At 56.7% G+C, this 26,345-nt stretch carries 25 protein-coding genes; 11 read left to right on the forward strand and 14 right to left on the reverse strand.

From position 1 onward, the window contains the following. The first annotated feature begins 10 nt into the window (after positions 1-10). The 8 genes from J3362_RS04820 (at position 11) to J3362_RS04855 (ending at position 10,033) form a co-directional block, all read left to right on the forward strand. On the forward strand, positions 11-1,216 hold the full coding sequence (locus tag J3362_RS04820; protein ID WP_349518360.1) for an efflux RND transporter periplasmic adaptor subunit: 1,206 nt from the start codon (positions 11-13) through the stop codon (positions 1,214-1,216). 98 nt (positions 1,217-1,314) lie between these two features. After that, positions 1,315-3,063 carry an N-acyl-D-amino-acid deacylase family protein gene (locus J3362_RS04825; protein WP_349518361.1) on the forward strand — a complete coding sequence of 583 codons (1,749 nt, stop codon included), beginning with the start codon at positions 1,315-1,317 and terminating at the stop codon, positions 3,061-3,063. Positions 3,064-3,083: 20 nt separating this feature from the next. After that, positions 3,084-3,689: a DUF2238 domain-containing protein gene (locus J3362_RS04830; RefSeq protein WP_349518362.1), complete on the forward strand. Its 606-nt coding sequence runs from the start codon at positions 3,084-3,086 to the stop codon at positions 3,687-3,689. Between the two features lie 50 nt (positions 3,690-3,739). After that, positions 3,740-5,206: an SLC13 family permease gene (locus J3362_RS04835; RefSeq protein WP_349518363.1), complete on the forward strand. Its 1,467-nt coding sequence runs from the start codon at positions 3,740-3,742 to the stop codon at positions 5,204-5,206. Between the two features lie 206 nt (positions 5,207-5,412). Next, the gene (locus J3362_RS04840; protein WP_014577465.1) at positions 5,413-6,213 is read left to right on the forward strand and encodes a C39 family peptidase; all 801 of its coding nucleotides are present in this window, start codon (positions 5,413-5,415) and stop codon (positions 6,211-6,213) included. A gap of 53 nt (positions 6,214-6,266) precedes the next feature. Further along, positions 6,267-7,277, forward strand: coding sequence for a hypothetical protein (locus tag J3362_RS04845; RefSeq protein ID WP_053112282.1), 1,011 nt, complete (start codon positions 6,267-6,269; stop codon positions 7,275-7,277). A gap of 38 nt (positions 7,278-7,315) precedes the next feature. Further along, a complete protein-coding gene (locus J3362_RS04850; RefSeq protein WP_349518364.1) occupies positions 7,316-8,941 on the forward strand; it encodes an OmpP1/FadL family transporter in 1,626 nt (541 codons plus the stop codon). 63 nt (positions 8,942-9,004) lie between these two features. Beyond that, positions 9,005-10,033, forward strand: coding sequence for a MalM family protein (locus tag J3362_RS04855; RefSeq protein ID WP_349518365.1), 1,029 nt, complete (start codon positions 9,005-9,007; stop codon positions 10,031-10,033). Between the two features lie 4 nt (positions 10,034-10,037). Here J3362_RS04855 and J3362_RS04860 read toward each other — a convergent pair whose 3' ends face one another. Genes J3362_RS04860 through J3362_RS04870 form a run of 3 tightly spaced genes read right to left on the reverse strand, consistent with a single transcriptional unit; the run spans position 10,038 to position 12,453 of the window. Further along, positions 10,038-11,069: a polysaccharide deacetylase family protein gene (locus tag J3362_RS04860; RefSeq protein WP_349518366.1), complete on the reverse strand. Its 1,032-nt coding sequence runs from the start codon at positions 11,067-11,069 to the stop codon at positions 10,038-10,040. Between the two features lie 45 nt (positions 11,070-11,114). After that, complete coding sequence (locus tag J3362_RS04865) at positions 11,115-11,789, reverse strand: DNA-J related domain-containing protein (protein WP_092029830.1); 675 nt, start codon at positions 11,787-11,789, stop codon at positions 11,115-11,117. Positions 11,790-11,808: 19 nt separating this feature from the next. Next, complete coding sequence (locus J3362_RS04870; RefSeq protein ID WP_349518367.1) at positions 11,809-12,453, reverse strand: TetR/AcrR family transcriptional regulator; 645 nt, start codon at positions 12,451-12,453, stop codon at positions 11,809-11,811. A 72-nt stretch (positions 12,454-12,525) separates the two neighbouring features. Between J3362_RS04870 and ttcA the strand changes: the two genes are divergently transcribed. Next, complete coding sequence (gene ttcA, locus J3362_RS04875; RefSeq protein ID WP_108017366.1) at positions 12,526-13,440, forward strand: tRNA 2-thiocytidine(32) synthetase TtcA; 915 nt, start codon at positions 12,526-12,528, stop codon at positions 13,438-13,440. On the opposite strand, the gene J3362_RS04880 is transcribed toward ttcA, so the two are convergent. The 9 genes from J3362_RS04880 to ccoN all read right to left on the reverse strand — a co-directional run bounded on the left by J3362_RS04880 (position 13,437) and on the right by ccoN (position 22,117). Continuing rightward, a complete protein-coding gene (locus J3362_RS04880) occupies positions 13,437-14,126 on the reverse strand; it encodes a sulfite exporter TauE/SafE family protein (RefSeq protein ID WP_349518368.1) in 690 nt (229 codons plus the stop codon). The genes ttcA and J3362_RS04880 overlap by 4 nt on opposite strands. Then, positions 14,123-14,383, reverse strand: coding sequence for a cbb3-type cytochrome oxidase assembly protein CcoS (ccoS, locus tag J3362_RS04885; RefSeq protein ID WP_349518369.1), 261 nt, complete (start codon positions 14,381-14,383; stop codon positions 14,123-14,125). The genes J3362_RS04880 and ccoS overlap by 4 nt, the downstream gene beginning before the upstream one ends. A 36-nt stretch (positions 14,384-14,419) precedes the next feature. Then, complete coding sequence (locus J3362_RS04890; protein ID WP_349518370.1) at positions 14,420-16,867, reverse strand: heavy metal translocating P-type ATPase; 2,448 nt, start codon at positions 16,865-16,867, stop codon at positions 14,420-14,422. Then, complete coding sequence (locus tag J3362_RS04895; protein ID WP_349518371.1) at positions 16,864-17,379, reverse strand: FixH family protein; 516 nt, start codon at positions 17,377-17,379, stop codon at positions 16,864-16,866. The genes J3362_RS04890 and J3362_RS04895 overlap by 4 nt, the downstream gene beginning before the upstream one ends. Positions 17,380-17,425: 46 nt before the next feature. Then, positions 17,426-18,856: a cytochrome c oxidase accessory protein CcoG gene (ccoG, locus tag J3362_RS04900; RefSeq protein WP_349518372.1), complete on the reverse strand. Its 1,431-nt coding sequence runs from the start codon at positions 18,854-18,856 to the stop codon at positions 17,426-17,428. 129 nt (positions 18,857-18,985) lie between these two features. Continuing rightward, on the reverse strand, positions 18,986-19,876 hold the full coding sequence (gene ccoP / locus J3362_RS04905) for a cytochrome-c oxidase, cbb3-type subunit III (protein ID WP_349518373.1): 891 nt from the start codon (positions 19,874-19,876) through the stop codon (positions 18,986-18,988). Continuing rightward, complete coding sequence (locus J3362_RS04910) at positions 19,873-20,058, reverse strand: cbb3-type cytochrome oxidase subunit 3 (protein WP_349518374.1); 186 nt, start codon at positions 20,056-20,058, stop codon at positions 19,873-19,875. Before J3362_RS04910 ends, ccoP begins: the two co-directional genes overlap by 4 nt. Positions 20,059-20,062: 4 nt before the next feature. Continuing rightward, the gene (gene ccoO / locus J3362_RS04915; RefSeq protein WP_349518375.1) at positions 20,063-20,671 is read right to left on the reverse strand and encodes a cytochrome-c oxidase, cbb3-type subunit II; all 609 of its coding nucleotides are present in this window, start codon (positions 20,669-20,671) and stop codon (positions 20,063-20,065) included. 15 nt (positions 20,672-20,686) lie between these two features. Continuing rightward, positions 20,687-22,117: a cytochrome-c oxidase, cbb3-type subunit I gene (ccoN, locus tag J3362_RS04920; protein WP_349518376.1), complete on the reverse strand. Its 1,431-nt coding sequence runs from the start codon at positions 22,115-22,117 to the stop codon at positions 20,687-20,689. Positions 22,118-22,337: 220 nt separating this feature from the next. On the opposite strand from ccoN, the gene J3362_RS04925 reads away from it, so the two are divergent. Next, the gene (locus J3362_RS04925; protein ID WP_349518377.1) at positions 22,338-22,979 is read left to right on the forward strand and encodes an alpha/beta family hydrolase; all 642 of its coding nucleotides are present in this window, start codon (positions 22,338-22,340) and stop codon (positions 22,977-22,979) included. A gap of 9 nt (positions 22,980-22,988) precedes the next feature. Here J3362_RS04925 and J3362_RS04930 read toward each other — a convergent pair whose 3' ends face one another. Further along, positions 22,989-24,830, reverse strand: a complete 1,842-nt coding sequence (locus J3362_RS04930; protein WP_349518378.1) for a sensor domain-containing diguanylate cyclase — start codon at positions 24,828-24,830, stop codon at positions 22,989-22,991. A 112-nt stretch (positions 24,831-24,942) separates the two neighbouring features. Between J3362_RS04930 and rlmM the strand changes: the two genes are divergently transcribed. Continuing rightward, positions 24,943-26,019 (forward strand): 23S rRNA (cytidine(2498)-2'-O)-methyltransferase RlmM, encoded by a 1,077-nt coding sequence (gene rlmM / locus J3362_RS04935; protein WP_349518379.1) that lies wholly within the window; start codon positions 24,943-24,945, stop codon positions 26,017-26,019. On the opposite strand, the gene J3362_RS04940 is transcribed toward rlmM, so the two are convergent. Further along, entirely contained in the window at positions 26,016-26,306 is a 291-nt protein-coding gene (locus J3362_RS04940) for an antibiotic biosynthesis monooxygenase family protein (RefSeq protein WP_014577445.1), read from the reverse strand. The genes rlmM and J3362_RS04940 overlap by 4 nt on opposite strands. Between the last annotated feature and the right edge of the window lie 39 nt (positions 26,307-26,345).

The following is a 26,345-nucleotide window of genomic DNA, read 5'->3' on the forward strand; positions in this document are numbered from 1 at the left end:
AACTGAGGTTATGGCGAAAAAAGGGTTTGCCGGAAAATGGTTGTTCTGGGGGGTGTTTGTAATGCTCGCCAGTGTTGCAGTTGTGGTCACGATCCGACCGGATCCGGTCTGGGTGGATCTGGCGCCGGTAACCCGTGGCCCCATGGAAATCACTATCAAGGAGGAGGGTAAAACGCGGGTGCGTGACCGATACGTGGTTTCATCACCGGTTGCCGGCTATCTGCACAGGGTATTGCTGGAAGTGGGGGATCCGGTGATTCCGGGAGAGCTGCTGACGGAGGTTGACCCCATGCCTGCCAGCACCCTTGATGCCCGAAGTCGGGCCGAAGCAGAGGCCAAGGTGCAGTCGGCCCGCTCGGCGCTGAACTCCACTCGTCAAAAAGTGGCGGCGGCCGAGGCTGAAGCAGACCTCGCCGTGCGTGAGCTGGCCCGCCTCCAGGCACTCAGTGATGATCGTTTTGTTTCCGACGAGCGTTTGCAGCAGGCCCGGGCCGCTGCGGCCAGAACCCAGGCCATTCTGCGTTCCGCGCGCTTTGACGAAGAAGTGATGGCCCACGAACTGGCAGCGGCCCGAACCCGCCTTGAGGTGTCTGCCGCGCGTGCGAACGGCGATGGAGCGGTTGAACGTGTGCCGGTCAGGTCCCCTGTAAACGGCTCTGTTTTGGGAATTGTGCGAAAAAGCGAGGGTGTGATTCAGGCCGGTGAAGCCATTCTGGAACTGGGGGATCCCGGGGCGCTTGAGGTGGTTGTGGATGTATTGAGTTTTGATGCCGTGAATCTTCAACCCGGTATGGTGACGCGCCTCACCGGGTGGGGTGGCGGCACCCTGGACGCTACCGTCCGGCGCGTTGAGCCGGTTGGATTCGAGGACGTGTCGGCCCTGGGTGTGGAAGAAAGGCGGGTACAGGTGGTTGCGGATATCACCAGTCCTGCTGATGCCTGGCAAAGCCTGGGGGACGGCTATCGCGTAGACGCCGAGTTTCTGCTCTGGCGTTCCGACAATGTCCTTCAGGTTCCGGAATCCGCCATCTTTGTCACTGATGGGCAGCACCAGGTATTCCGCGTTGTCGATGACATTGCGGTTCTGACAGACGTGTCGGTCGGTCGCACAAACGGATTTCGTACAGTTATCCAGGAAGGATTGACTGAGGCAGACAACGTCGTCCGACACCCGGATCGTCAGCTTGAAGACGGCAGCCGTATCCGTCTTCGTTAATGGCCTGCATTGCACGGTCCGCAGGGTAAAATGAGAGGACATATCACGTTTGGCTGGCTAGACTGACGGCACATAAAAACAAAAAGGAGACTGGCACGGTGAACCAGTTCGATACGCTTATTGTCGGCGGCCGCTACTTTGACGGTACCGGCGGCCCCTCACGCATCGCCCATGTTGGCATCAAAGATGGGCGGGTTGCCGAAGTCTTTGACCAGCAGCCCGAACCCGGCCATGCGACGCGCACGATTGACGCCAGCGGTTGCTGGGTGACGCCGGGATTTCTCGATACCCATACCCATTACGATGCCGAGTTGCTGGTAGCGCCGTCCCTGTCTGAATCCGTGCGTCACGGTGTCACCACGGTGCTGATCGGCAGTTGTTCCCTGAGCATGGTCTGTTCTGATCCGGAGGACGCCTCGGATATTTTTACCCGGGTGGAAACGGTCCCGAGGGAAAAAGTGCTGCCCATTCTGAAGCAGCACAAGTCCTGGCAGACACCAAAAGAGTGGGTGGCGTTCATGGACCAGCATCCACTGGGGCCCAATGTCATCAGCTTTCTCGGCCACAGTGATCTGAGAACCGCCGTGATGGGTCTTCATCGCGCCACCGACAGGAACGTGACGCCGACTCCCGAAGAACAGCAAAAAATGGAGGCTCTGCTGGAGGAGGCGCTGCAGGAAGGATTCCTCGGTCTTTCCACCATGTGCCTGAAATGGGACAAGGTGGACGGTGATCGGGAGTGGTCCAAGAGCCTGCCAAGCACCTACGCCCGCTGGCGGGAGGTCAGCCGTCTGAATGCACTTTTGCGTCGGTACGGGCGGGTGCACCAGGGCGCACCGAATGCGGCCAATCCGTTGCAGGTAACCCAGTACCTGAAAGAGACCCTGGGCTGGTTGAGAAAGCCGCTGAAAACAACCCTCATTGCGATGATCGACCTCAAGGGTAACCCCACGGTCAAACCAATGGCGAGTCTGGTCGGATGGCTGGCCAACAGCTTTGGAGGTAATTTTCGCTGGCAGCTGCTCCCGACACCGTTCACGGTCTATGCCGATGGCATGGATATCGTGCTGTTCGAAGAATTCGGTGCCGGTGAAATGGCCCTGGATATTCGGGATCAGCTTGAGCGCAACGATCTCCTCAAGGACGAACAGTACCGCCGGAAATTCCGGAAATTCTATAAGGAAAAGCTCTCTCCGCGCGTTTGGCAGCGGGATTTCGGTGATGCTGTCATTCTCGATTGCCCGGACAAGAGTGTCGTAGGGCGAAACTTCGCTGAACTGGCGGCAGACCGCGGCATCCATGTTGTCGATTTCTTCCTCGACATGGTGGTGGCCCATGGACGTTCGCTGCGCTGGTTTACCACGGTGGGGAATCACAGAAAGGATAGGCTCAGAAAAATGGTAACCAATCCGGGCGCGCTGATCACCTTCTCCGATGCCGGCGCCCACATCCGGAATATGGCCTTCTACAACTTGCCGCTTCGATTTCTGAAGCTGGTAAATGAAAGCCACGGGGAGGGCGAGCCGATCATGTCCCTCGAACGGGCCGTGCACCGATTGACCGGCGAGCAGGCAGATTGGCTTGGCGTTGATGCAGGTCATATCAGGGTAGGGGACCGGGCCGATATAACGGTACTTGATCCCCGTGGCCTTGATCAGGATCTGGAGCAGGTTGAATGGGGCGAGATGGAAAACTTCGGACTGGAAAGAATGGTTAACCGTGTCCCTGGTTGTGTCAGAGAGGTGCTGATCAATGGCCGGCCTGCGGTAACGAATGGTGAGGTGCAACCTGCGTTGGGCAGCGAATCTGGATACGGACACTTCCTGCGCGCCGGGGCCTCTGGATAATCACGGACAAAAGGAAACTTATGAGCCAGCGATTTGCACCCGCAGTCTGGGTGGTGGTCTTCCTTGCTGTATTTGTCTGGTCTGCCATCGAGCCCACGGATCGGGCCACATGGGTTCTGGAAGTGCTGCCTGCCGCCGTCGGTTTCTCCGCGGTTGTCTGGTGTTACTTCCGTTATCCACTCACGCCGCTGGTTTATGTGTTGATACTGGTGCATGCCATCATCTTGATGGTTGGCGGGCACTATACCTATGCGGAAGTACCTTTGTTCGACTGGTTTCGGGAATGGTTCGACTGGGAGCGTAACAACTACGACAAGCTTGGCCATCTGGCGCAGGGTTTTATCCCCGCAATGGTCGCCAGGGAAGTGGTCATTCGTTTCGAGGTGTTCTCCAGTCGCCGCTGGGCTGCGTTTTTTATTGTCTGCTTCTGCCTTGCGGTGAGCGCCTTCTACGAGTTGATCGAGTGGTGGGTGGCCTTGCTCAGCGATGAAGCCGCCGAGGCATTTCTGGGCACCCAGGGTTACGTCTGGGACACTCAGTCGGATATGGCCTGGGCGTTGTCCGGGGCCATCCTGGCCCTTACCCTGCTCGGGCGTTTTCATGATCGCCAGCTTCAGAAGCTATGACACTGTGCCGCGAGCTGGAGTGGCATGTCTGATTAATGGAACAGGACTGTATGTCGGAAGAACTCAATGCTGACAACCAACCGGAGGGAATGCCCCGCAGCCAGGTGATCGGGCTCATCCTCGGAGCCGCGTTTCTTCTGGCGACTATTCTCCTTCCACCTCCTGAAACCATGTCTGGGCATGCATGGTCCGCCCTCGGATTGATGCTGCTCATGGCGACCTGGTGGTCCACCGAGGCCATTCCGATCCCCGCCACTGCCCTGTTACCGATCGTGCTGGTTCCCGCGCTCGGGCTTGGAACCGTTGGTGAAGCCACCGAGCCCTATGCCAATCCAATCATTTTCCTGTTCCTGGGGGGATTTACCCTCGGGCTTGCAATGCAGAGGTGGAACCTGCACCGGCGAATCGCCCTGATGACGCTTAAGGCTGTGGGTAGCAAGCCCCGACGCCAGATTGCTGGATTCATGCTGGCCACGGCCTTTCTGAGCATGTGGGTCAGCAATACGGCAACCGCCATTATGATGCTGCCGATTGGTCTGTCGGTTGTAGCCATGATGGATACCAATGATAACCCTGAGGGCGTTCGGCGTTATGCCACGGCCCTGCTGCTGGCTATCGCTTATTCTGCCAGTATCGGTGGCATTGCCACACTTATTGGCACACCGCCAAATGCCTTGCTGGCCGCCTACCTGAGCGAAAACCAGGGGGTCTCCGTGGGCTTTGCCCAATGGATGCTTCTTGGCGTTCCGGTAACGATCGTAATGCTGGTTCTGGCGTGGTGGTGGCTGACCCGCCGGGACTTCGGTCTTGGCAACTCTGGCGACGGTGGCAAGGCCATTCGGCAAGAGCTTGACGCGTTGGGCTCGCTCGGAAAGGGCGAAAAGCTCGTGGCACTGGTGTTCCTTGTTACGGCAAGTGCCTGGATCTTCAGGCCTCTGTTATCCGACAGATTGATGCCCTGGCTAAGCGACACCGGCATTGCCATTGCTGCGGCCATCGCCATGTTCTTGATCCCGGTGAATACCCGCAACCGTGAATTTCTGCTGGACTGGGAAACTGCAAAGGGTATTCCCTGGGGCGTACTGCTCCTGTTTGGCGGGGGGCTGGCCATGGCCGGCGTGATCAGCAGTTCGGGCCTTGCGGAGTGGATCGCCCAAAGTCTCGGAGTGGCCGGCGCCCTGCCGATGCTCGTCATGATCCTGCTGGTGGTTGGCGTGATCATTTTTCTGACCGAAGTTACCAGCAATACAGCGACTGCGGCGGCGTTTCTGCCGTTGCTGGGGGCGCTGGCCCTTAGTCAGGGGGTGTCGCCGTTGCTACTGACAGTACCGGCTGCAATTGCCGCCAGTTGTGCCTTCATGATGCCGGTAGCTACCCCGCCCAATGCCATCGTGTTCTCCAGTGGCCACATGCAGATCGGCGACATGATCAGAGCCGGGTTCGCCCTGAACCTGCTCGGCATTGTGGTGGTGACTGTCCTGAGCTATCTGCTACTCGGAGTGGTCTTTATCCTCTGACCCTCATCAGGCCCGGCAACCGGGCCTGCCGCCTTATTCCTCCCGATGTCTTGAAGCAGTTCTCAATTCCCCTCCGTAAGGCCCCTCCTGCAGCGACAGATTTGAGGCACAGTTATCTTTAAGGGCGCAGGCTTTTCGGTATCTTACCGTAACAACATGTAACCCGATGAATAACGGGGCCAATAAAAACAGGGACTTCGTCTGACATGCTGCTGGTGCTCGCTGGATCCATTCTTACATTCACCATGGTGCAGGAAGCCACCGTGGTGGAGCCTTTTGAGAAGGGTCAGATTGTTATTGAGCAGGACGTGGATTCGAGCCCGATAAAGTTGCGATCGGATGTCAGGGTCGAGCCACTGGTGGAGCAGAAGTTCCGCAACATCGTTCGTCAGGCCTATGACTACAGCTGCGGAAGTGCAGCGCTGACCACCGTGCTGAACTTCTACCTGGGTCGGACCCTGTCGGAACGTCAGGTCATGGAGGGGCTGCTTCATTACGGCGAAAGCGAACGTATCGTGGAACGTCGCGCCTTTTCCATGCTGGATATGAAGCGACTGGTGACAGCGCTCGGTTATCCCTCAGGCGGCTTCCGGGCAACGATTGATGACCTCAAGGATCTTGATCACCCGGCGATCGTGCCCATCCATCACGCGGGTTTCAAACACTTCGTGGTGTTGAGGACGATTCGCGACGGGCGTGCCTATCTGGCAGACCCCTCGGTAGGGAATATCTCCTTCACGCTGGCTCAGTTCGAGGAAAAGTGGGACGACAATGTGCTCTTCATTGTCTTCCCGGGCAGCGATAAACCGCTGGACAACCTCGAGCTGAAGGAAGAAGACCTTCGCTTTGTGGATGACCAGACAATGACCCTTCTGGCGCTGGAAAGGATACCGGCGTTTCACGAGTCCACCCAGCGGCGGATCCAGAATCTGCTTGAACGCCAGAAAAACAATCCCGACGGCAGTGTGGAGAACACCCGCAAGCAGTTGCACTACCGTCGGAACTAATTTACCGGGTAGTCCCGGGTCAGGAACACTACAGATAAAATAAGGGAGTCAGGATGAATCGTTGGTTTGTGCGAGGTTTTATCCTTGTTTCCACGGCAGGTCTGCTTCCGGGCATGGCCCTGGCGCAGGAAGGGAGTGTGGATCAGGCGCGGGAAGCCCTGGCCAAACAAGAGGGCGACGAAGATGCTTCGCAACAACTGGAGGAAGTGTTCCAGGCTGCCGAGAAGAACTATTCGTTGCAGAAAAAGGGCTCTCATTCCCTGAATTACTCGTTCGATTATTCCTACACCGCGGACCAGCGTCTTGACCTGGCCATTACCAATGGATCGGTGAGAAACCTGGATGTGGTGCCATCGGCGACCCACAGCTTTACGAATTCCTTTTCCTACGATTATGGCCTGCTGGACAACCTGACGGTCGGAACCCGAATTCCGCTGGTGGTCAAATACGACACTCAGGATGAGCTCAACGTCTATGACTTTGGCGATATTTCATTTACCGGGCGCTGGCAGCCGTTCGCCTATGTGCCTGGCAAGATGTCGACCACACTGTTTGGAACCCTGTCCACCAAGACCGGCGTCAGTCCCTACGAAATCGATATCAACGAGCAGCTGTCTACTGGTAGCGGTTACTATTCGATCGGCGGCGGCGCAAGCCTTTCCAAAGTCCTCGATCCGGTGGTGATCTTTGGGTCCGTCAGTGCCACCTATAACTTGCCGGCTGAAAACCTGCAGCAGGTAAGGGGTGCGCGGCTTCTTGAAGAGGTGGATCCAGGGTTCGGGCTGTCCGGCTCGGCGGGTTTTGCCTATTCCCTGTCTTACGATATTTCACTGAGTATTTCCGCTCAGCTCAGCTACAGCGATGAAACGATCCTGACTTTCTCCAATGGCGATCAGGCCGTTGCCCAGGACCAGATGACCGGTTTCCTTAGCATGTCATTGGGAACGCGCATCAGCGATACCACTATCGTGAATACCAGTCTTGGGATTGGTCTCACCGAGGACGCCCCGGACTTTTCCCTTGGGGTCTCCCTGCCCATTAACTTCTCCGGTCTCAAAGAGTGATTGGTGTCGTTGACGATCTACGGGAAGGGAAGGACTTCATGGGACAGAAAATCCACAACCGTCAGATTCTCGCGGCGCTGATTGCCACGACCCTATCGTGTGGCGCCCAGGCCCAGCTGGCGCAGAACCTGACAATTCACCCCAAGGCCCTTGCGCTGGGCAATGCCGTGACTGCAGATCCACCGGGGATCATGGCCATTCACTACAATCCAGCGGGCCTGACCAAACTGGAAGGGCGCCAGCTGGAAGTAAACCTGATGAGCGTCTATCTCGACATTGACGCGGACTTCACAGCGCCGGAAGGGTATGAAATTTTCGGTATCGACGGCCTCGAAACGGATCCGCTGACCGGAAAGCAACGGGACCCTGTTGCCAATACTCACAGCCACAGCAACAATGTCGCCCTGTATTTGCCCGGATACGGTATTCTTCGCGCGCCTCCCGGGCCGGCCCTGGCCCCTTCAGCGGGGATCAGTATCAACCCCCCGGGCTCGAAACTAACCTTTGGTAATGCGTTCTACCTGCCGCTGGCGGCCGGCTTTTATCGCGACAAGGACGACCCTGGCCGTTACCAGCCCCAGGCCACGGCGCTGCAGCGCACGACTTATCTCTCACCCACGGTCGGTTACGAGATCAACGACGATTGGTCCGTGGGTGCCGGTATCCACCTGTCCCACATGGGTATCGCGGCAGACCAGTACATGCGGGCGCCCAACCTGCTTCTGGGGGTGGCTGAAGTTCTACAGGACGCCTTCAACTGTGAGAGTGGTGACGAGCCCCTGCAGCCCTGGCTGGCGCTGTGTGGCGGTAACGTCGGTCCCTGGGATGACATTGGCGCCTTGAACATCAATGTTCAGGAAACCCTGTCCCCCACCTATGCATTAGGGGTGATGTGGGAGCCAACCGACTGGTTCAGCTGGGGGGCGAGCTATACCTCCGAAGCTGAAATGAACATGAAGGGTACCTTCGAAATCCAGTACACCGACGACTGGTCCGGCTTCTGGCAGAGCGTTAACGGATCCGTGCTGGGTGCGATTACCTCGGCGATCCTGAGTCTTCCGTCAGGTGCGCCCAAGGAATCCGGCAACGTCAGTATGGATCTGGTGTATCCCCAGCACTTCCAGACCGGCATCAGCGTTGATGTGCATCCAAAGCTGACCCTCAACGCTGACATCGGCTGGACCGATTACGAACAGTGGGATGCCTTCGTTTTCCGGTTCGACCGCAACCTGGAGTTCCTCAATGCGGCGCGGATCCTGTCACCGGAGAATGCCACGCCGAATACCCTGAGACTGCCTCTGGGTTTCAAGAGCCAGTGGAACTGGGCGTTTGGCATGGAGTTCCATGCGTCCTCCCGTCTGGACCTGCGTGCCGGCGTGGAAATACGGGATTCTGTAATACCGGATGATCAGCGACAGGTCATGGCACCTTTTGGTGGGGCCAACCTCTATAGTATTGGTATGGGGTACCAGTGGGACAAGGACACTCAAATTGACATGAATCTCAGCTATCTTCATTCGGTGGAGTCGATTCCCGCGGACACCAGCTGTAACCTGAACTGCGACAACATTACTAACATTATCTACAACCCCTATGCAGGCCTGGATGTCAAAACCTCGCTACGGGTTGTGATGGCGGGCCTCAGTTTCCGGACCAAGTTCTGAGTGGTGCCATTAACCAGGGGGTAGTCATTCGCAGTGATTAACGGCTCTTTACTGAAATTAGCCTTGTGTCTTTTTCTGGTAGCGGTTCTGGGAGGTTGCCAGGTTGGCGGGTCCACGGTATCCGAGCGAGAGGGCTATTTTACCTGGGTAGACGAGCAGGGCAGGGTGCGGTATTCCCCCATTGCAGGAGCCGCGACTAATAAGACTGACAAGGATGCTGACGCACGCAGCGATTCGGGGTCCGCGGAAGAACCAGCGCAGTCAGATGAAGGGGCCAGCCCTGAGTCGGGCCTGATGGAAGACAACGAGTACACACTTGAAAACTATCCGGATGCCGAAGCGCTTGCGAAAGACGGTTACGTTCGGCCGGGCGAGCGGCAGCCCTATTTCACCTGGCGCGACGCCGAGGGCAATGTACGCGTTAGCTATTACCGACCAGATACCCGCTCTGACCTTGAGAAAGGGCTGATTGAACCGCCTGTTCAGATCACTGAAGCCAGCGTTTACCAGGCAGGCCCCGCTGTAGCGGGCGCTGCTCCCGTAGAGGGTTATGACCCGGACGCCTTCGCGATATTGGCTATTGAAGCTAAAACCGATGATTTTTTTGACCGGTTTTCAGCCAGCTGTTGTGAATCCATGGATGTCCCTGATCGGCAAAGCTGGCAATCGGGAAGGGAATTTGGCATTTCCCTCTCTGACGACTCAGCCACCCATCCGTTTCTCACCGGCACCAGCCCCTATCAACTGATTGAGCTCCCGGACGCGGGCACGCATCGCAGTCTGGTTATCCGCCTGCGCTCCTATGCCAAAGACGGCGTGTTCGTGCCCTCGCTGGTGTTTCTCGATGAGTCGATGGCACCGTTAAGACTGGTGACAGACCTGGTGATGGATTTTACCCCGGAGAACTGGCATCGGCGCGGCTACCTGGAAGCATGGGTGCCCGCTTTCCCGGGACAGGACGAGCGTTGGCTGGTCCTGTTTACACGAGATGAAGACCTGAACGGTCAGACTGTTATCGAAACCCGCGCCGGCCCCCGCAAAATTCCCCACATCAGGCACGGTGAAATCGGCCTGATGCAGTTGGAGGAATGAGGTTTCAGTCCTCTGTCTTGCTAAGATCCAGCCACTGTTGCGACAGCCAGTAGTAGCTGCCATCGCTTGCAGGGTGGGTGCAGTTGTAACGGAATCTCCTGCTATTGAAGGCTTTAGGGGCCTCTACCGCCACATTGCCATCAGTCACGTCAAAGTCGATACGTCCCTGACCTGAGGCAAAGCATGTCAGCCGGTCGGCTCCAATGGGTTCAACCAGCGGGAAAGTGAGGGTTGGCGGATTAACGGAGATCACGCCGTCGGGCAGCTTGCCGGTATCAACAGGGAAGGCTTTGCTGCGAAGTTTGTTCTCAAGGCTTCCCAGCTGGCCGTAGGCGTTTGCCATTGGAAAACGCGGCAATCGGGTTTTCTCGGTTTGTTGGCCGATGGCGCCGGATTGCTGGCCAAAACCGTACCAGCCCCGCTCAGCCACTTTGCGCTCCAGTGCTTCGTCAAACTCGCCATAAGGGTACGCAAACATGGGTGCAGGCGCCTTCAATTCCCTTGAGAGGGTCGCCTGGGCTGAGTCGAGACTGCTGGTAACCCTGGCTTGCCAGTCACTCTGACTTTCGTTCGGTTTACGGGCAAGATGCCCATGATCAGCGCTGTGGTTGGCAATGGTTACGCCCGGTCGTTCGGCCAACTCCCGAATCTGATCCCAGGTCATGTAGCCGGTTCGGCCAACGGCTTCTGTATTTACAAAAATCGTGTAGGGGTAGGCCTTTTCGGCCAGCAGCGGTGCCGCCGTATGGTAGATGGAGTCGTAGGCGTCATCGAAGGTAATGGCGATGCGATTACCTTGTTCATCGGTACCGGCCAGCGCTGTTTCGGTGCCTTCCTGTAGACCCACAACGACCAGCTCCAGATCCGAGATCATGTCCAGCTGGCCCTCGAACAGGGATACAGACGTGCTGGTCGCGGGCGGCGTTGAATCACTGACATGATGATACTGCAGGACAACGAGGTCTGCCCGGGCCGAGGTTGCGGTCGACATAACCGCGACAGCCAGGGTAATTTTCAGGAATGCTTTGAGCGGCATATCGTCTCCTGTGTTTCTTCGCTCCGACGCGATCAAACCGGCCGGTCAGATGTTGTGACGGAAGTGTGCTTTGAGTACGGCAAAGGCCTGATTCAGATCCTGAATGGTTTCGGTCTTGCCTCCGCGATCCGGGTGGGCGTTCATAACCGCCCGGCGGAAACGCTTCTTGACGGTCGGGAAATCAGAAGGGACAGCCTGGAAGCCCAGTATTTCCGCTGCTTCACGTGTTTCGGCCTGGGCCGGTGCCTGCCCGGGCGCACCGGCCCAGAAATCATTCATCATCCGTTGGATCGCTTCCTCCGGCAGACGGTATTGGGAGAGATCCAGATAGAATTGACGAAGCGTGTCGACACTGTCCGGAACGCCCTCGCCACTGACCACACTCTGCTTTTCGATGCGTATATTGAGAGGCGATATCTGGAGGCTTTCGCCGGCCTCGGACAACTGGTCCCGAAGACGGTAGAGTACGTGGAACAGCAGAAAATGAACCGGGTAGAGTTTTTCGGGTTCGCTGAAAACAACGTCTCCAAGCAACTCCCACGGTTGCCCCTGGAGCGCCTTGATCAGCGACAGCTCATTCATGCCCGCCGGTGTTGACCGGATTTCATGCTCAACAGCCACCAGCAGGTGTTGAATCTGCTGCTCCAGGCAGTCATCTTCGTTCACCGCTCCAGGGTAGGACATTTTGATCGGGGCTTGGCTTTCGGTCATGGAGTCCATGGTAGGGTACTCCCGGCCATCAGGGAAGTGCAGCCAGCCGCGGAAGCCCGCCCATGAACAGGGCGGTCGAGAATCGGGTTGCGGTCAACGCTTCAGCTTCCGCTGAATCCGGGTTCCTGTGGGCCCGCCTGGCAAGCGTCAGGCTGGTCTCATAGGCGACGCCGAAGAAAGCGGCACACAGGTATTCATGATCGATCCGCGGAAGCAGTCCCCGCGCCATCGCCTCGCGAACATCGTCTTCCAGGGACAGCATGGTCAGACCGAGAATATCCGAACCAAACAGCTCCCGTAGCGCTCGATCATTTCGGTGCGCGAGCTCGTAAACCAGTGGATCCCGGGCGGTCGCAGTGAATAAAGCCATGTAGGCGTAGTGGATAAAATCTTCTGTGGTGTCCGCAGCGCGCCGATGGCGCGTGAGGTTGTTATTCAGGTTGGTCAGGAAGTCAGTGAGCAGGGCGGCGAAGATGTCCTGCTTGCTGGAGAAATAATTGTAGAAGGTACCGGCGGCAAGACCGGTGCGGCGGACGATGTCGCGGATGGTCGATTTTTCATATCCCCGCTCGCGAAAACATTCCCTCGCCGCGAGCAGGATAGCCCTCCGGTTCCGGATGCGGTTCTGTTCCCGTTTACCAGCGGCTTCTTCACTCGATTGCAACGTATCCATGTTGGTATCCTGTCCCTGAATCCATGTGACGCGTATAATCCCACGTCCATTTAACCTGTGAACGTAGTTGGTATGTCCGAAGCAATGATCGCCAGTGCCGAACAATCCCTCAACTCAGAGCGGGAGCGCCGCCAGAAGCTGGAGTTGAACAAGCTGCAGAAACGTCTGCGCCGCGAAGTCGGGCAGGCGATTGCCGATTTTTCGATGATCGAGGCCGGTGACAAAGTCATGTGCTGCCTCAGCGGCGGAAAAGACTCTTACGCCATGCTCGATATCCTGCTTAACCTGCAGAAGAGCGCGCCTGTCTCGTTCGAGCTGATTGCCGTCAACCTTGACCAGAAACAGCCCGGTTTCCCGGAAGAGGTGTTGCCCGAATACCTGTCCTCCATGGGTATCGAGTACCACATCATCGAAAAGGACACTTACAGTATTGTTAAGGAAAAAGTCCCCGAAGGGAAGACTACCTGCGGTCTGTGTAGCCGGCTACGTCGCGGAATTCTCTATAATTTCGCCGAAGAGCACGGAGTAACCAAGATTGCGCTCGGTCACCATAGGGACGATCTGCTGGAAACCCTGTTCCTGAACATGTTCTATGGCGGCAAACTGAAGTCCATGCCGCCAGTTCTGCACAGTGATGATGGCCGGAATACCGTTATCCGGCCGCTGGCTTACAGTCGCGAAAAGGATATCGCCCGCTACGCCGGTCTGAGAGAGTTTCCCATCATTCCCTGCAACCTGTGTGGTTCACAGGAGAATTTGCAGCGCCAGGTTATCAAGGACATGTTCCAGAGCTGGGACAAGCAGCACCCCGGCCGGTTGGAGACCATGTTCCGGGCCATGTGCAATGTGGAGCCGTCGCACCTGGCTGATACCAACCTCTACGATTTTCGGGAAGGAAAGCGCCTCGGCGGTAAACGCCAGGCCGTTCACACTGCCGAACCTGAGGCCACTACTGACTTCGGTCGCCTGGACGTGTTGAACATCTAGGTAGCTAGCAGATGCAGGAATGGCAGGGTCCATAGCCCGAAGAGGATAAGCAGCCCACCGGTGACCTTCCGGAACAACTGGTGGCTCTGCAAGCCTCGGATCCAGTTGGCCGCAAAACCTGTTGCGAGCATTGAAGGAAGGGTGCCAAGCCCGAAAAACAGCATGGTTAGTGCAGCCGAGCCCACCGTCGGTTGGAGCGCTGCCCATCCGAGAGTGCTGTAGACCAGGCCACAGGGCAGCCACCCCCAGAGCGCTCCGAGGGCAAGCGCCTGTCCTCCGTGATTTACCGGCAGGAAGCGACGGGTCAGGGGAGAGAGACGAGCCCAGACTGGGGCGCCAACCCGTTCGACGTAACGAATCCCCTGCCACCATTGCCCCATGGACAATCCCATGAAGATCAGCAAAACCCCGGCAAGGCTACGAAGCACAAGACCGGCCGTGCTCCACTGACTGGCCGCCGTGGTACTGGCCAGCGCGACCAGTGTGGCGATCAACACATAGCTACCGATGCGCCCAAAGTTGAATGCCAGCAGCATGACCGTCTGTCGTAGCCGGAAACCCCGGCCTACAGGCAGTGCCATTGAGAGGGAAGCGCTGATGCCGCCGCACATGCCAAGGCAGTGCGTGCTGCCAAGGAGTCCTATGAGGAAGGCGCTAGGATAGCTGAGGTAAAGTTCCGGACTCATCCTTTTTGAGGTTTATCCCCATCCGGATTGTCAGCCTCGCTGACCTCAACGGCCTGCTCTGGGGAAGAAGCCTCTTTGGCCGTCTTGTCAGTGCGAGCATCGTCCGGAATCATATCTTTATCGTCATCGTAAAGTATCCGATGGGCCGGACCTTCCAGGTCATCGTACTGGCCGTTCTTGACCGCCCATGAAAAAAGCACGACACCCAGAGTTACCAGGATGAGCATCACCGGAACGAGGAACATTACGATTTTCACAGTGAACCCTCAAAAAACGAGTATAAAGCTACGGTATCAGGACAGGGCCTGTGCGCCAACCGGGGGATTATCCTGATGCGGTTGCTCAGGCGCTTTGCCAAGCCGAAGTGCATTTAACACTACCACCAGGGAACTGAGGGACATCCCGATTGCTGCCAGCCAGGGTGGCACCATGCCTGCGGCAGCCAGTGGCAGCGCACAGACATTGTAGGCAAGGGCCCACCAGAGATTCTGGCGGATGATGCGCCGGGTCTGACGGCTGGTTTTCAGGGCCTCAACCAACTGCAGCAACTGGCCGTTCAAAAGTACCGCATCGGCTTTGAGCTGGGTCAGGTCCGCAGCAGTGCCCATGGCGACCGAGATTCCCGCTCCGGCCATGGACGGAAGATCGTTCAGACCGTCGCCGACCATCATGATGTGCCTGCCTTCAGATTCAAGTTTCTGAAGTACCGACAGTTTTTCTTCCGGAGAGGCCTGTCCTATCGCTTCGTCAATGCCCAGCATGCCTGCTACCTGCTCAACATGTCCGGAACGGTCGCCACTCAGGAGCAATGTGCGAATACCAGCGTCCTGAAGAGCTCTGATCGCCGCACGGGCATCGGCTCGGGGCTGGTCGTCCAGCCGGAAACAGGCCAGCCACTCGCGATCCGAAGCGAGCCAGATCTCCATGCCCTGGTGAGGTTCGGCGCTGGGCGCGGGTGTACTGACATGCTGTTTGACAAAACCCCGGTGGCCGATGAACAACGGCCTGTCTCCCAGCTGACCAGAGAGACCCCCACCGACGTGGTTTTCCACGTTTTCGACGGCTGCGGTGTCACGCCGATGGAATACGCGGGCGATGGGATGCTCGGAATATTTCTCGAGCCCGGCGGCGAGCTTAAGGCAGGTTGTTTCATCCATGCTGCCAACAATATCAATGCCGGTCAGGCTGAGTTCGCCGCGGGTCAATGTCCCGGTTTTATCGAACACCACGGTATCGATGGTGTTCATTGATTCGAGGGTGTGGCCCCGAGTGGGCAGAAACCCGAGACGGCGCAGCCTGACGGTAGCAGAGGTGATCGCTGTCGGCGTTGCCAGCGACAGAGCACAGGGGCAGGTGACCACCAGCACCGACAGGGTGATATCGAAGGCATTGTCGGCGCCTGCCAGCCACCAGCCAATCCAGACAACGGGTGCCAATATCAGTACCCGCCCGACAAATTTCCCCGCCATCCGGTCGGCCATCATCGCGACCTGGGGCTTTTCGGATTGTACCCGGTCCAATACCCTGAGGATGCCTGAAAGCCGCGTTTGCGCGCCCGCCTTTACCACACGGACATCGAGAGGATTCTCGCCGTTCACACTGCCGGCATGAACCGTATCCCCGGGATAACGGGTTTCTGGCAGATACTCTCCCGTCAACGCCGCCTCGTTCAGGGTGGACTCGCCCCGCACGATTTCTCCATCCACTGGCAGAGTTTCGCCGGGTCGAACCCGAACGATATCTCCGGGGCGAATCTGGTGCGCCGGGACTATGTCCGTATCATCACCATTCACCAGTGTGGCAACGGTCGGCTGGAACCCCGCAAGGGCATTACCGGTCAGCCCGGCACGGTAGCGGGCCTGAACTTCGATATAACGACCCAGCAGCAGGAAGAACGTAAACATGCACACGGACTCGAAGTAGACTTCGTCCCCGCCAACTATGGTTACCCAGGCACTGGCAAGGTAGGCAAGCCCGATTGCAATGGCAACCGGTACATCCATGGTCAGGTGCCGGCTCAGGAGATCCCGGCGGGCGTTGCGGAAAAAGGGGGCAGCGCTATAAAGAACCACAGGGGTGGCCACCAGCAGACTGAACCAGCGGAAAAAGCTTATAAACTCCGGTGACAGATCATTGACCAGTTCAAAGTACAATGGAAATGCCAGCATCATGCTCTGGAAAGAGCCTATGCCCGCGATGGCAACCCGGATCAGCATGGAACGGTGCTCTGCCTTTAGAGCCTGTTCTGCCTCGTCTGCCTGGTATGGCCGGGCCGTATACCCAAGCTCATGGATGGCAATCAGAAGATCGCTCAGCGGCGCCTGGTCCTGGGACCAGATCAGACGGGCACGCTGTGTGGTGTGATTCACCGAAAAAGACACGACACCAGGCTGCTGCTTCATGTGATTTTCAAGCAGCCAGATACAGGCAGCGCAGGTGATACCGCCAATCAGCAGCTGGGCTTCCTGTGCGCCTTTGACAGGAGCGACAAAGGATTCCTGAACCAGGGGATGGTCCAGCTCCCTCAGGCGATTCACTTCCGCGTTTGTCAGTTGCTTTGGTGTGACAGCCGGCTGGGTCCGGAAATCGTAAAAACCGGTCAAACCCTCGCTATGGATGGTTTGGCAAACCGCCTTGCAGCCCTGACAGCAGAAGTGGTGGATTGCGCCATCGAGCTCAAGGGTGATGGGCGGTTCACCGTCTGCCGGTTCACCGCAGTGGAAGCAATCCAGGTGCGTCAACCTTGGGCAGACTCCCCGGCCTTGATGGTAATGCCGCTTTCAGTAGGTAACCAGGTTTCACCTTTAAGACGCCATTCATTGGCCGGACCCCGGAGGTCGTAGTACCAACGGCCGTCGATGTCGCTATGAAGTTTCCCGGCAAATCGCCCTGGGGCGATCTGCTGGAACTGGATAGTGCGGTCTTTGTCCGAGAGTGTCGGGTGGAAAAGGTTGAGAATCAGGTATGGGAAGTCAGCCGGACCTTCCACGGTATTCAGGTTGACCGTGACGTTTCGGTCCTGAAAGTCAATCTGAGCTTCCATGCCAAGGTCCAATGCTTTCTGGTCCCTCGCGATGGACATGTTGATCCCGCGGCCTTCCTTGGACCAGTCGTCCGTCACCATTGAATTTTCAGTGTTGATAGCGATGGTGATTGCAATGGCGCAATAAATAATTGACGCACCCGGGAAAATCAGAAGAAACCAGAACCAGGGCTGGCGATACCACGGGGCAACGGGTGTTTCAGTAGTCATATATCTCTATCTCGTTTATACGTTCGGATGCGCACGCGATCAATGATCAGCGCGTTGGACCGACGAATCGACTTTCGGTTTCCAGGCTCAGCGAAGAATCTGATTCTGATTGAGCCCTGAACAGAATGTCGTTATTGGATTCGGTAATGGATTCTGGTGGCACATCGACAACAGTCGGCAGCGAACGGTTTTCGCCACTCTCTACGGTCACTGAGTTGTCAGTCAGGATACGAATTCCATCCAGCCCGGTCACCGACAGGGCGAAGGTTTGAGGCACCTCTGTCATATTGGCGATTTTGAGGGTGTAGGAATTCTCGATCCGACCCTCACCATTGAAGCTGAACAGCGCACCGCGATCACGCAGAGCATCCATCTGGGCGGGAACCCGGGTGGCAATCGTGAAAATAATCGCAGCAATCATGACCGACAGCACGGCGCCGTAGCCAAAGGTTCTGGGCCGCAGGAGCTTCGAGGTCTTACCCTCCAACTCATTCTCTGTGGTGTAACGGATAAGCCCTCTGGGATAATTCATCTTGTCCATGATCTCGTCACAGGCATCAATGCACAGGGCGCAGCCGATACACTCGTACTGCAGCCCGTCTCTGATGTCGATACCAGTCGGACATACCTGAACGCACTGGCCACAGTCGATGCAGTCGCCCAGCCCGGCCTCCGCCGGATCCACGCCTTTCTTGCGCCCGCCCCGGGGCTCGCCGCGGTTGGGATCGTAGGAGACCACCCGGGTGTTGGGGTCAAACATCACCGACTGGAAGCGTGCATAAGGGCACATGTATAGACAAACCTGCTCACGCATCCATCCTGCATTGAGGTAGGTGGCTACGGTGAAAAAGGCAACCCAGAAATAGGCCCAGCCATTGGCCTGCAGGGTGAACAGATCTGCAATCAATTCGCGAATGGGGTAGAAATAGCCGACGAAGGTCAGACCAGTGGCCAGCGCGATCAACAGCCATACCGCATGCTTGGCGGATTTTTTGACAACCTTTTCAGTGGATCGTGGGGCCTTGTCCAGCTTCATACGCTTGTTTCGGCTTCCTTCGATCCGTTCTTCAACCCACATGAATATGAAGGTCCACACGGTCTGGGGGCAAGTGTAGCCACACCAGACCCGGCCAAATAACGTGGTAATGAAGAACAGACCAAAAGCGCTGATAATCAGCATTCCCGAGAGCAAGATAAAATCTTTCGGGTAGAACGTCGCTCCGTAAAGATGGAATTCACGGGCAGGAAGGTCGAAATGAATCAGCGGTTGTCCGTCCAGGGTGAACCAGACAAAGGCAAAGTACATGCCCATCAAAAGTAAAAGACTGACATTACGGATACGCTGAAAGAAGCCTTTGACTTCCTTCACGTAAATCTTCTTGCGGCTGGCGTATAGCTCGACGGTTCCGGATTTATTGTTGTTGTCGGAGGGGTCAGAGGATGGGTCAACCTGTTTGACCGGAATCTCACTGCTCATCGTTACCTCCAAAAAAATGATAATGCGGGGCAACAGGCCGTTAGGCTGCTGATCTCTTCAAGCCTGTGCCCGCATCGCAGACACAGGGTTGAAAAGACCGTGCCGGGGATTGACCCCCGGCCGGCTGACTCAGTTCGATAGGCTGTAGACGTAAGCCGCGAGAATCTGAATCTGGTCCTCGGAGAGGCGACCGCTTTGGGCTGGCATCTGGTTCTGGCGACCGTTCATAACGGTCTCCTTGATCCAGTCATAGGTAGAACCGTAGAGCCAGGTATTATCTGTCAGGTTTGGTGCGCCAAGGGCCTGGTTACCCTTGCCATCGGCGCCGTGGCACGCCACGCAAGCCTGTGCAAAAACTGCTTCACCGGCTTTTGCCGCTTCTGCATCTTTCTCGCGCCCACTGAAGCTCAGTACGTAATTAACCACCTGATCGACCTGTTCGTTGGTCATGTTGGGCATTGTGCCTTTGGCAGGCATGGCACCCATTCGACCATTGTGAAGTGTGCTCAGGATCGCTTCAGGTGTTCCGCCATACAGCCAGTCGTCGTCAGTCAGGTTGGGAAAGCCGACCTGACCACGAGCCGCCGAGCCATGACAGACGGCACAGTTGTTAGCAAAGAGACGCTGGCCAATTTTCATGGCATCGCCGTTTTCTGCTAACTCGGGAACCGGAGTCTGGCCGTACTGGGCATAAATGGGGCCATATTTCTCCTCGGCTTCCGCAACTTCGGCCTCCCACTGATTTGTGGAAGTCCAGCCCAGAAGCCCTTTGAAGTTGCCAAGGCCCGGGTAGAGGGCGAGATAGCCAAGCGAGAAAATACAGGTTGCGAGGAACAGGTAAAACCACCACTTTGGCAGCGGGTTGTCATACTCTTCGATGCCATCAAAGGAATGGCCTGTTGTGCGATCGGTTTCGGAATCGGTCGTCTGGCTCTTTCGAGTCGCCCACAGCAGCCACCAGCAGCCAAACACCGTACCGAGCACGATCACACTGATCCAGATGCTCCAGAAGGTACTCATTGTTTATTCTCCGTTTTTTCCTGTTCGAGCGTACGCTGTTCCACGTCATCGTCATCGAAGGGCAGGTGCGCTGCCTCATCGTTGGCTTTTTTGCGGTGAGCGCTGTAGGCCCACCAGACGATTCCAAAAAAAACCGCCATTACCAAAAGTGTGTGAATGCCGCGTAACTCATTAATATCCATTAGTTCACCGTCTTTCTGATATCACGGTACCAAGTTGTTGCAGGTACGCGACCAGAGCCTCGATTTCGAATTTGCCTTCCACCTGAGCCGAAGCTTCTGCAATCTGCTCGTCAGTGTAGGGCACGCCCAGTGTTTGGAGGGTCTCCATCTTCGCGGCGGTCTTGGTATGGTCTACCCGATCTTCAAACAGCCAGGGAAATGCCGGCATGTTTGACTCGGGAACGACGCTGCGTGGGTTGTAAAGATGCTGGCGCTGCCATGCATCGGAATACCGACCACCAACGCGAGCCAGGTCCGGGCCAGTACGCTTGGATCCCCACAGGAACGGACGGTCATAAACAAATTCGCCCGCAACGGAGTAATGACCATACCGCTCAGTTTCCGCCCGGAAAGGACGAATCTGCTGGGTATGGCATACGTGGCAGCCTTCGCGGATGTAAATGTCCCGACCTTCCAGTTCCACAGCCGAGAGAGGCTCAAGGCCCTCTACAGGCTCATTCACGCTTTTCTGGAAGAAAAGAGGCACTATCTCCGCGAGAAAGCCACCGCTGATAGTCAGGATGATCAAGACGATCATCAGACCAATATTTTTTTCAACAATTTCGTGTTTCATTTGATCTCTCTCCCGTTACGCAGGCTGTGTCGCCGCATTATCCTGCGCAACCGCTTCCTTCTGGCGTATGGTCATGTACACGTTGTAGGCCATGATAAGCATACCGCTCAGGAAGATAGCGCCACCAATGAACCGAACGAAATAGCCCGGATAAGAGGCCTCCAGCGCTTCTACAAAGCTGTAGGTCAGAGTGCCGTCCTGGTTAACAGCCCGCCACATCAGGCCTTGCATAATGCCGTTGACCCACATCGCTACGATGTAGAGCACTGTACCCACTGTTGCGAGCCAGAAATGAACGTTGATCAGGTTCGTACTGAACATGGCTTGCACACCCCACAGTTTGGGGATCAGGTGATACATGGCACCGATACTGATCATGGCGACCCAGCCCAGCGCACCGGAGTGAACGTGGCCGATGGTCCAGTCAGTGTTGTGAGATAGCGCGTTAACCGTCTTGATGGCCATCATCGGACCCTCAAAGGTAGACATGCCGTAGAAGGACAGGGAAACCACAAGGAACCGCAGGATTGGATCGGTACGCAGTTTGTGCCATGCACCCGACAGGGTCATCATGCCGTTGATCATACCGCCCCAGGAAGGTGCGAGCAGAATCAGGGACATAACCATGCCTGCAGTCTGGGCCCAGTCTGGCAGGGCAGAGTAGTGCAGGTGGTGACCGCCGGCCCAAACGTAAGTCGCAATCAGCGCCCAGAAGTGAACGATCGACAAGCGGTAGGAATAAACCGGACGGTTGGCCTGCTTGGGAACGAAGTAGTACATCATGCCCAGGAAGCCTGCGGTCAGGAAGAAACCTACGGCATTGTGTCCATACCACCACTGCATCATGGCATCGGTGACACCTGCATAGGCGGAATAGGACTTGAAGGCGGTGGCCGGCAATGCCAAATTGTTACCGATGTGCAGGGCAGCAACCGTGATGATGAAGGCACCGTAGAACCAGTTGGCCACATAGATGTGTGGGGTGCTACGTTTCGTGATGGTTCCGAAGAACACCAGAGCGTAGATTACCCAAACAATCGTGATGGCAATATCGATTGGCCATTCCAGTTCAGCGTATTCCTTGGAGGAGGTAAGGCCGAGCGGGAGCGTGATGGCGGCCGACAAGATAATCGCCTGCCAACCCCAGAATGTGAATGCAGCGAGGCCATCCGAAATCAGGCGCGCCTGACAGGTCCGTTGCACCACATAGTAGGAGGTAGCGAACAAGGCACTTCCACCGAAGCCGAAGATGACGGCGTTGGTGTGCAGCGGCCGGATTCGGCCGAAGTGGGTAAAGGGCAGGTCGAGGTTGAGGGATGGCCATACCAGTTGCGCTGCAATCAGCACACCCAGCGACATACCTACAATACCCCATACCACCGTCATGATGGCGAATTGTCTCACCACCTTGTAGTTGTATGTCAGGTTTGCATTTACTGTGCTCATAGCCTTACCAATGGGTTTAAAGTGGGGAAATATGCGGGCGCAAGTATGGAGAAAGGATTAGCTGTTTGCAATGACTCAGGTCAACTCCTGACATCCATCAAATGCGCCGAAATCAGCAACATGGCTTCCTTTTCAGTGCCGTTATTGGAGTTATTTCAGCGTAGGGAATGTGTGTTGCCTGAGAGCAATGATAGTCGCTTAACTGGATGAGGTGAATTCTGTGGAGTTGATTAAGACCAAAGGCTATGGGAATGAACCGAAAGTTGTACTGATTTTGGCGCACGGCGCCGGTGCGCCGGCCGATTCGGGTTTCATGGAAGAGCTTTCGGCAGCGCTGGAGCGTGAGGGCATTGCGACGGTACGTTTTGAGTTCCCCTACATGCAGAAAAGGCGTCTGGATAGCAAGAAGCGACCGCCCGACAGAGAGCACGTGTTGCTGGAATGCTTTACCCGGGTGGTTGACCAGGTGCGATCAGATTGCGGACCTGCCTGCAGGGTGCTGGTGGGTGGCAAATCGATGGGTGGACGCATGGCCAGCATCCTGGCCAGCCGTCGGGAAGGAATTGATGGTGTCGCCTGCTTTGGTTATCCCTTCCATCCGCCCGGGAAGCACGATCGCTGGCGTACCGCACATTTCCAGGATGTGGGCTGCCCCATGCTGGTGCTTCAGGGGACACGGGATCCATTCGGGAAACCTTCCGAGATGCCCGGCCATGAGCCGGAGTTGGAGGGAATCCGGTTGCGCTGGCTGGAAGGTGGTAACCACGATTTCCAACCGCTGAAAAGCCAGGCACAGACTCAAAGTGAACTGATCGTGGCGGCTGCCCGGGAAACCCGGATCTTTGTGGATGAGCGGCTTTGAGCCTGATCTCTACTGCACCCCGATAGCCTCAGAGAGCTCAGCGCGGTTGCGGCCCTTGCTCTTTGCACGGTACAGGGCCTCATCGGCTCGTTCGAACAGTTGGTTCTGGGTCTCGCCAGAGTTGAGTGATGCGATACCTGCGCTCAGGGTTATTCTCACCTTGTTGCCGTCCGGGGAGAGTAGTGGCGTCCTCGCGATGTCTTGAAGCAGTGCGGAACAGACATTCAAAGCCCCAGTCGCATCGGTTCCGGGCAGCAGTAATGCAAACTCCTCACCACCGAATCGAATGGCAACATCCCGGGGGCGTTTTACGTGCCGGGTGAGCATTTCGGCGATGAACTGAAGGCAGCTGTCCCCAAAGCCATGGCCCCAGGTGTCGTTAATGTGCTTGAAATGGTCGGCATCGACCAGCGCCAGGGTCAGTGGCTGGGAGGTGCGCCGCGCTTCGGCGCACAACTCCGGGAATATGTTGTTCAGGTGCCTTCGATTGTAAAGGCCGGTCAGGACGTCATTCAGGCTCAGTGTCGATAGCTTGCGGTTGGCCTTTTCCAGTTCCCGCATGGTGTTCCGCAGCTGCGCGGTACGTTCATGCACCTTGAATTCCAGTTCTGTCCTTGCATTGTGTTCCACATCCAGAAGCTTCTGGTTCAGCAGGCGCCACCTTTGCACCATCGCATAGTTCAGCAGGATTACCTGTCCTCCCACTGCTGATTGCATCAGCGCCTCCCGTGCAAGAAAGTCATGCAGATAGCCAAAAGCCGCAAGGGCATAGATCAGACCACCAACCAGCATGATCAGCCAGGCCAGCAGATACCACATGGCCGGCTGATACCCCTGTTTCCATCGAACCGCTGCGATGATGAACAGGCTTGAAATAACCGTTAGCGCAAGAACGGTATTGAGCAGAATCGTTTTGTTGTAGGGCAGTATCAGTGTCAGCGCCAGGAAGCCAATGCAGAACCAGGCCTGCCCCTTAAGGACCGTTTCCGAGATGGTTCCGCGGTCCACTTCAAGGAAGGACCGGCCGAAAAGGATCATGGCCAGGGCGCAAAGGGACAAAGACAGGGGGATGGATGTATTGGCAAAGCCTGGGTTGTCTGGCCAGAAGTACTGGTTTGCGAAGCCGCCCATGGCGAACAGAAAGAGTCCCAGTGCTGCCAGGTAAAAAGCGTTGTAGAAGTAATAGCCGGTCCCGGAGCTGAAAAACAGCAGAAGGTTGAAGACCGCAAATACCAGCAGCGCGCCGTAGAATAGCCCGTGGGTGAGTGTCAGATGATTACTGCGGGCAATGACTTCCGCCGGGGTTTCAAAGCTGAGCGGCACGTTCAGTGCGCCATTGCTGTGGATCCGGATCGTCAGAGACCGGGTTTCACCGCCATCCAGTGTGACGGGAAGCAAAAAGTACCGGTAGTCTACCACCCTGGACCCGAAAGGCCGCTGATCTCCGGTAACCAGTGTCTCTGTAGTATCATTACCCGCCTGCCAGAATGTGACTTCGTCCAGCAGGGGGTAGTTGAGTTTCAGGTACCAGGCGGCCCGCTCAGCGCCTGAGTTCCTGACTTGCAGGTGTACCCAGTAAACGGATTTGGTGTGGCTGAATACCAGGTCCCGGCCGTTTGCCGGGGTCCAAACGATATTTCGGGGGAGTTGGTCCGGATTACTTGCTTCATGTCCTGGCGCCCCCGGCGGCGCGCTGTAATAGCAAACGTATTGCATCAGGGAAGCGCGGGCAGCAGTATCGGTGGCCTCGAGCACAGGGCAGTCCGACGGCACCGAACCCGTATCTGGCAGCGCCAGGGCAGGGGCCAGCAAAAGACAGAGAATGGCAATCAAGCGCAAAACGGACGACATTCATGGCTTCCCGCGGTTATCAGAGCGGGAAGTGTAGCCAGAGAAGACAATCTAAGCTGTTAAACAGTTTCAACTTTTACGGGTTGGTCTCCGACCCTGATTCAGGAAATGCATGGAACAGATTCTTGTGTTTTGCCGGCCAGGCTTTGAAACCGAAGCCGGCCGTGAAATGATCGACTCAGCCTCGGAGCGAGGTATTTTCGGGTATTTCGAGCCCCTGAAAGACCAGGGTCTGGTGCGCTTCTACCCGGCCGCTCCGGAAACTGCCGATGATGTAATGGCTCGTCTGCCTCTCGAGGAGATGGTCTTCGTCCGTGACTGGATTGTCGTTCTCGGGCAATTCAGCTTGCCGGAGACTGACAGGGTCGGTGCCGTTATCGAGGGAATCCGCGGACTTGGGCGCGGTTTTCCGGGTTGCGCGCGGCTGGAAGTCCGGCTACCGGAAAACAACGCGGATGGAGACCTTGGAAACTTTGCCCGAAAGTGGGTGTCTCCGCTCTCCCGCGGTTTGCGAGGAGCCGGCCTCCTGAAGGCTGACCAGAATGCTCCTGCGCCGGCGCGTCTGGAGGTTTTTCTCCCCGATTTTACGTCGGCGGTCGTCGGTTTCAGTCTGGCGGATAACCGGGCACGTTACGTTGGTGGCATCCCACGCCTGCGGCTGCCGGCATCAGCGCCCAGTCGTTCAGCGCTCAAGCTCGAAGAGGCCTGGAAGGTGTTTCTGCCCCCGGAACAGGAGCTGGACTACCTTGGTGGTGGCAAGAAGGCCGCGGATCTTGGCGCTGCTCCGGGCGGATGGACCTGGCAGCTTGTGCGCCAGGGGATGATGGTAACCGCAGTGGACAACGGCCCAATGAATCTTGAATTAATGGCCTCTGGGCAGGTGGAGCATGTGGAGGCGGATGGCTATGGTTGGCGGCCCAGGCGCGGCATCGACTGGATGGTCTGCGACATTGTGGATCAGCCCCGGAAAACGGCAAAATTGGCTGTGACCTGGCTAGGTGAAGGCCTTTGCCGTTACACGGTTTTCAATCTGAAGTTGCCTATGAAAAAGCGCTATGACGAGTGGCTGATTTGCCGGGACATTCTCGTTGATGGCTTGAAAAAGGCGGGCATCGGTTTTCGCCTTAAAGCCCGCCACCTTTACCATGACAGGGAAGAAATAACCTGTTTCATCGAGCGGACGGGTTAAAAGGCGCTTTGCTCCAGCACTGTAATGTGCTCTTCTTCGTCCATCATGGGGATAAGCTCCAGCATGAGTTCACGGCGCTCATCGGAGTGAAACCATCGATCCCAGTCTGCTTCGGAGCGCCAGTTCGCCAGTGTTATCCGGTGATTGGGGTCGTGGCTGTCGAGCAGGGTTTCGCCAGAAATGAAACCGGGGGCACTGACAGCCTGCTGCAGAACCTTGCGCGACCGTTCTTCGTAGGCTGTTTCAAGGGTTTCGGCAATATGGCGTTCGATCAGAACCCGGATCATGAGAAACCTCCAAGTGGTTTAACTGTTATAAACAATAAT

The sequence above is a fragment of the Marinobacter sp. NFXS11 genome, from assembly GCF_040148675.1.
Lineage (GTDB): Bacteria > Pseudomonadota > Gammaproteobacteria > Pseudomonadales > Oleiphilaceae > Marinobacter.

Coding starts and splice junctions, on each gene's coding strand:
- ccoP (WP_349518373.1), bottom strand. CDS start 19,876: ATGAGTACCTTCTGGAGCATCTGGATCAGTGTGATCGTGCTCGGTACG.
- J3362_RS04845 (WP_053112282.1), top strand. CDS start 6,267: ATGAATCGTTGGTTTGTGCGAGGTTTTATCCTTGTTTCCACGGCAGGT.
- J3362_RS04835 (WP_349518363.1), top strand. CDS start 3,740: ATGTCGGAAGAACTCAATGCTGACAACCAACCGGAGGGAATGCCCCGC.
- J3362_RS04895 (WP_349518371.1), bottom strand. CDS start 17,379: ATGACTACTGAAACACCCGTTGCCCCGTGGTATCGCCAGCCCTGGTTC.
- J3362_RS04850 (WP_349518364.1), top strand. CDS start 7,316: ATGGGACAGAAAATCCACAACCGTCAGATTCTCGCGGCGCTGATTGCC.
- J3362_RS04830 (WP_349518362.1), top strand. CDS start 3,084: ATGAGCCAGCGATTTGCACCCGCAGTCTGGGTGGTGGTCTTCCTTGCT.
- ccoO (WP_349518375.1), bottom strand. CDS start 20,671: ATGAAACACGAAATTGTTGAAAAAAATATTGGTCTGATGATCGTCTTG.
- J3362_RS04910 (WP_349518374.1), bottom strand. CDS start 20,058: ATGGATATTAATGAGTTACGCGGCATTCACACACTTTTGGTAATGGCG.
- J3362_RS04930 (WP_349518378.1), bottom strand. CDS start 24,830: ATGTCGTCCGTTTTGCGCTTGATTGCCATTCTCTGTCTTTTGCTGGCC.
- J3362_RS04940 (WP_014577445.1), bottom strand. CDS start 26,306: ATGATCCGGGTTCTGATCGAACGCCATATTGCCGAAACCCTTGAAACA.
- J3362_RS04865 (WP_092029830.1), bottom strand. CDS start 11,789: ATGGACTCCATGACCGAAAGCCAAGCCCCGATCAAAATGTCCTACCCT.
- ttcA (WP_108017366.1), top strand. CDS start 12,526: ATGTCCGAAGCAATGATCGCCAGTGCCGAACAATCCCTCAACTCAGAG.
- ccoN (WP_349518376.1), bottom strand. CDS start 22,117: ATGAGCACAGTAAATGCAAACCTGACATACAACTACAAGGTGGTGAGA.
- J3362_RS04860 (WP_349518366.1), bottom strand. CDS start 11,069: ATGCCGCTCAAAGCATTCCTGAAAATTACCCTGGCTGTCGCGGTTATG.
- J3362_RS04880 (WP_349518368.1), bottom strand. CDS start 14,126: ATGAGTCCGGAACTTTACCTCAGCTATCCTAGCGCCTTCCTCATAGGA.
- rlmM (WP_349518379.1), top strand. CDS start 24,943: ATGGAACAGATTCTTGTGTTTTGCCGGCCAGGCTTTGAAACCGAAGCC.
- J3362_RS04840 (WP_014577465.1), top strand. CDS start 5,413: ATGCTGCTGGTGCTCGCTGGATCCATTCTTACATTCACCATGGTGCAG.
- ccoG (WP_349518372.1), bottom strand. CDS start 18,856: ATGAGCAGTGAGATTCCGGTCAAACAGGTTGACCCATCCTCTGACCCC.
- J3362_RS04870 (WP_349518367.1), bottom strand. CDS start 12,453: ATGGATACGTTGCAATCGAGTGAAGAAGCCGCTGGTAAACGGGAACAG.
- J3362_RS04820 (WP_349518360.1), top strand. CDS start 11: ATGGCGAAAAAAGGGTTTGCCGGAAAATGGTTGTTCTGGGGGGTGTTT.